Annotated in this window: 4 protein-coding genes; 1 reads left to right on the top strand and 3 read right to left on the bottom strand. The window is 44.9% G+C overall.

Annotated elements, in window-relative coordinates; all coding sequences use genetic code 11:
* Positions 1 to 161: 161 nt before the first annotated feature.
* Positions 162 to 623, top strand: coding sequence for a hypothetical protein (locus HY877_08055; GenBank protein MBI5300225.1), 462 nt, complete (start codon positions 162 to 164; stop codon positions 621 to 623).
* Between the two features lie 30 nt (positions 624 to 653).
* On the opposite strand, the gene HY877_08050 is transcribed toward HY877_08055, so the two are convergent.
* The 3 genes from HY877_08050 to HY877_08040 are packed head-to-tail and all read right to left on the bottom strand — an operon-like array spanning position 654 to position 3,271.
* A complete protein-coding gene (locus HY877_08050) occupies positions 654 to 1,439 on the bottom strand; it encodes a hypothetical protein (protein MBI5300224.1) in 786 nt (261 codons plus the stop codon).
* Between the two features lie 6 nt (positions 1,440 to 1,445).
* Complete coding sequence (locus tag HY877_08045; protein MBI5300223.1) at positions 1,446 to 2,828, bottom strand: aldehyde dehydrogenase family protein; 1,383 nt, start codon at positions 2,826 to 2,828, stop codon at positions 1,446 to 1,448.
* On the bottom strand, positions 2,828 to 3,271 hold the full coding sequence (locus HY877_08040) for a hypothetical protein (GenBank protein ID MBI5300222.1): 444 nt from the start codon (positions 3,269 to 3,271) through the stop codon (positions 2,828 to 2,830). The genes HY877_08045 and HY877_08040 overlap by 1 nt, the downstream gene beginning before the upstream one ends.
* Between the last annotated feature and the right edge of the window lie 90 nt (positions 3,272 to 3,361).

Genomic DNA, 3,361 nt, shown 5'->3' with positions numbered 1-3,361 from the left:
CCGCCTGCAAAAAGACGGCATACAATATCTTGCTCCGCTCGGTGCAATCTGCGTTTTTTGCATAGATAGCTTCCAGTGCCGTCATTTCTTTTTTTGCATCGCCTGCCATATCAACAACTCCGAGCCCTCCGTTTTTCAAAACTAAAAGTGCACGAAAGAGAATGGATCGGTTTTTGGATCGACAAACCTTCGGATATCATTTTCAACTTGCAAGGAAACTCCCCCACACACTGGAATATCGTAATGACCTTCTTCATTCACCCGACGGAATTTCAGCCCGACTACAATGGTTTACTGAATTGAATCTGAATCCCTCTTTTACTTTTCGGGGCGAAAAAGAGGTAAAACTGGGTTTAGATTTTGGAGGTTACGATTTGAACGATATTTGGGTGGGGCATTTCATGGTAAAGCTTGGCCCAACTGTTTATGCCGGATATCAAACAGCAGAAGGCAATACGTTTTTGGGTGTAAGCTTGGATCTTAACCTACACCATGATTTCAATGTTACACAAAGATGGGGACTCTCTTTTTTCGTAGGCGGTGCATTGGGTGCATATTTAGGCACAAAAGAAAGTGACACTTATAAAGTGGCAAAAATAGGTCTTCAGTTATTTCATTTTTAGAAGTTTTTTGCTTGCAAACTCCAAACTTCTTCACACCTTCTTCAAACCAACGAAAGATTCTTTGAGGCCGTAATAGACGTTTTTGTTGGCTCCGGTTACTTTTACGATTTCGCGTCGCAAAGTCCAGTGGTTCAGGGGGATGTGGGTGGCTGTTAGCACTTCTTGTTTGAAACTATCCGGATTGAAGGGGTGACTTCCCCAGTTGCAACGATTCTTCAGAAAAAATTTGCGAAGGATGTTTGCCAACTTGACCATCGGGCTCAACCCTTTTTGAAGCGGCACATGCCATTCCAAAAAACCGGAATCGCCCTCTTTTTCCAAAAAGAGATTGTAGTGAAAAGGCATCTCGAAACTTTTGAGGTTGAGAATACTCAAACACCCCTGCTCCGAAAAACCGTGTCCGGAAACGATCGGCGCCCCCGCAATCTCCCCCTGTTGAAAAAAGAGATTCAAAAGGTGATGGTCAAACATCGCTCCGGGAACATGTTTTGAAACGGAAGGAATCAGTTTTTTCAAAAAAAATTTTCTCGTCTGCAAAAAAGTTGGGTGCAAAACGATTGAAAAGGGAATCGGTTCTTTCGCCGTCACCGTCCAATTCCCGTCTATTTTGATTTCAAGACTTTTGAGTTCCTCATCCGCCAAATGGTGGAGTTTATTTTGCGTCACATTATAAAATGTCGCATTTTCAAAACGGGTTTTGGCAAAAGGGAAATTGGGTTTCCGTTTGCCGAGCAAAACAATCCAATCTTCGCCAATCGCGGTTTTTAAAATCAGAAAAAGATGATGGTTGCCGGTGGCAAAAGAAAGAGGCGACATTTTGGTTCATCCGAAAAAGATTCGAAGCAGTCCTTTCAAAAGATTCAATGTTCCATTGCGGTACGGAAACCACCAAAATTCTTTTTTTGCGCAAAATGGAAGCGGAAAGCGGTGTTCAAAAATAGTTTGCTGTTTGGTGAATTGCAAAAGTCCTTCCGGAGCGTGGCGCTGTCCGATACCGGATTGTTTCCACCCGGAAAAGGGAGCATCCATAATCATGAAATGATCCATCACATCGTTGATCGAAACATTTCCCACTTCGATTCTCTGCGCCAAGGATAACGCCTCGCGAGAATTTTTGGTGAAAAGAGTGGCGGAGAGACCGCTTTCGGAATCGTTGGCAAGCGCAATGGCTTCATCGATTGATTCAAACGTCATGATCGGAAGAAGAGGTCCGAATGATTCTTCCTTCATCACCCGCATTGAGTGATTCACATTTGTCAAAATCAAAGGTGACCAGAATGTAGCCGCTACTTTCTGGTAAGCGATGTTCGCGCCTTTTTGCAGAGCATCATTGAGAAGTTCTTCCTCATGTTTGGGACCTTTTGGAAGAGTGGAAGGACTCAAACTTTCCGGAGTCAGTGTTTGGACAATTTTCACGACTCTTTTTATAAACAGCTCAGCGATTTTTTTGTCGACATAAACCCGTTCGGTTGCAATGCAATGCTGACCCGAGTGGGCGAAACGTCCCCAGACACAAGCCTGTGCCGCCCGCTCAATATCGGCATCCTCCAACACAATCATCGGCGCTTTACCGCCGAGCTCCAGAATGCATGGCTTCAAAAGTTCTCCCGCTTTGGCGGCCACTTTTCTTCCAACCGTTGTGGAGCCCGTGAAAAAAATGCAATCCACATTTTCAATTAACTGAGAACCAACGTCGGGTCCCCCTTCAACAATCTGAATCAAATTTTGGGGCAGTCCTGTTTCGAAAGCAATTTCAGCGCCGACATGCGCGGCTTTAGGCGTCAACTCGGAAGGTTTGATGACAACGGCGTTTCCGGCCAGCAGAGCGGGAATGGCATCCCCGATCGTCAACGAAAAAGGAAGATTGGAAGGCCCCAGAATACCAACCACACCGTAAGGCAAACGCTCCACCCGGACTTTTTTATTTTTGAACATCCAGTGGACATCGGCTTGCCGCTTCTTCAAAAACTTCGGACCTTTTTTGCGGTAATAATCGGCAGTCATCAAAACGGTAGCAATCTCGATCCCGATTGCTTCAGCCACAGGTTTGTGGGTATCGGCTAAAATAGCGGTAACAATTTTTTCTTTTTGTCTGAAAATTGATTTTTGAAAATTTTTGAGCCACCGACTGCGTTCACCAACATTCACAGCGGCCCAAATTTTCTGGGCCTCTCTGGCTTTTTGAATGGTTTCTTCGAATTGCATTACTTGTTGGTGAGAAGCCCCCAAAGGCCCGTTTGCCCTTTAACATGCCCAAAGAGAACGCCTTTGAGCCAGCAAAAAAAGCGATAGAAAAGTTTTCCTACAACGATGAGGAAGAAAGGATAGGAAATAAAAAGCACCAGTCCCAAAAGATTCCAAAAGCCGGAAAAATTTTGGTAAGTCGGTGTTGGTATCGGAGATGTTTTCACGATGCCCATTTTGTCGAGCCACGAATACCACATGAAATGATTGCCACCCGCCCCCCAAAGATCAAAATAAAGTCCGCCGGAGACAAGCCAAAATACCGCCAGTGTAAAAAGGCTCCAGCGTTTGAAATGCCACCCCTTATGCAGATGGAGATACCAGATCAGAGTTCCCAAAAGCGGCAGGAAAATCGGAATATCAAAAATAAAACTCAGGAGCACAACATCTCCTTTCGATACCATTCAAGATTATGGCCCATCGCCCCATCTTTAATGATGTCGCGGTATTTAATGACAGGTCCTAGAAGAGGATGGCTTTGTCCGGCCGTTTTT

The organism is Deltaproteobacteria bacterium (genome assembly GCA_016213065.1).
Taxonomy (GTDB): Bacteria; UBA10199; UBA10199; order SPLOWO2-01-44-7; family SPLOWO2-01-44-7; genus JACRBV01.
The sequence above is the reverse complement of the archived record's forward strand: the minus strand, read 5'-3'. Positions and strand labels throughout refer to the sequence as shown.

Bases quoted from the DNA above. Each gene is read 5' to 3' on its own strand.
- HY877_08040 (MBI5300222.1), bottom strand. From the start codon at position 3,271: ATGGTATCGAAAGGAGATGTTGTGCTCCTGAGTTTTATTTTTGATATT.
- HY877_08050 (MBI5300224.1), bottom strand. From the start codon at position 1,439: ATGTCGCCTCTTTCTTTTGCCACCGGCAACCATCATCTTTTTCTGATT.
- HY877_08055 (MBI5300225.1), top strand. From the start codon at position 162: ATGGATCGGTTTTTGGATCGACAAACCTTCGGATATCATTTTCAACTT.
- HY877_08045 (MBI5300223.1), bottom strand. From the start codon at position 2,828: ATGCAATTCGAAGAAACCATTCAAAAAGCCAGAGAGGCCCAGAAAATT.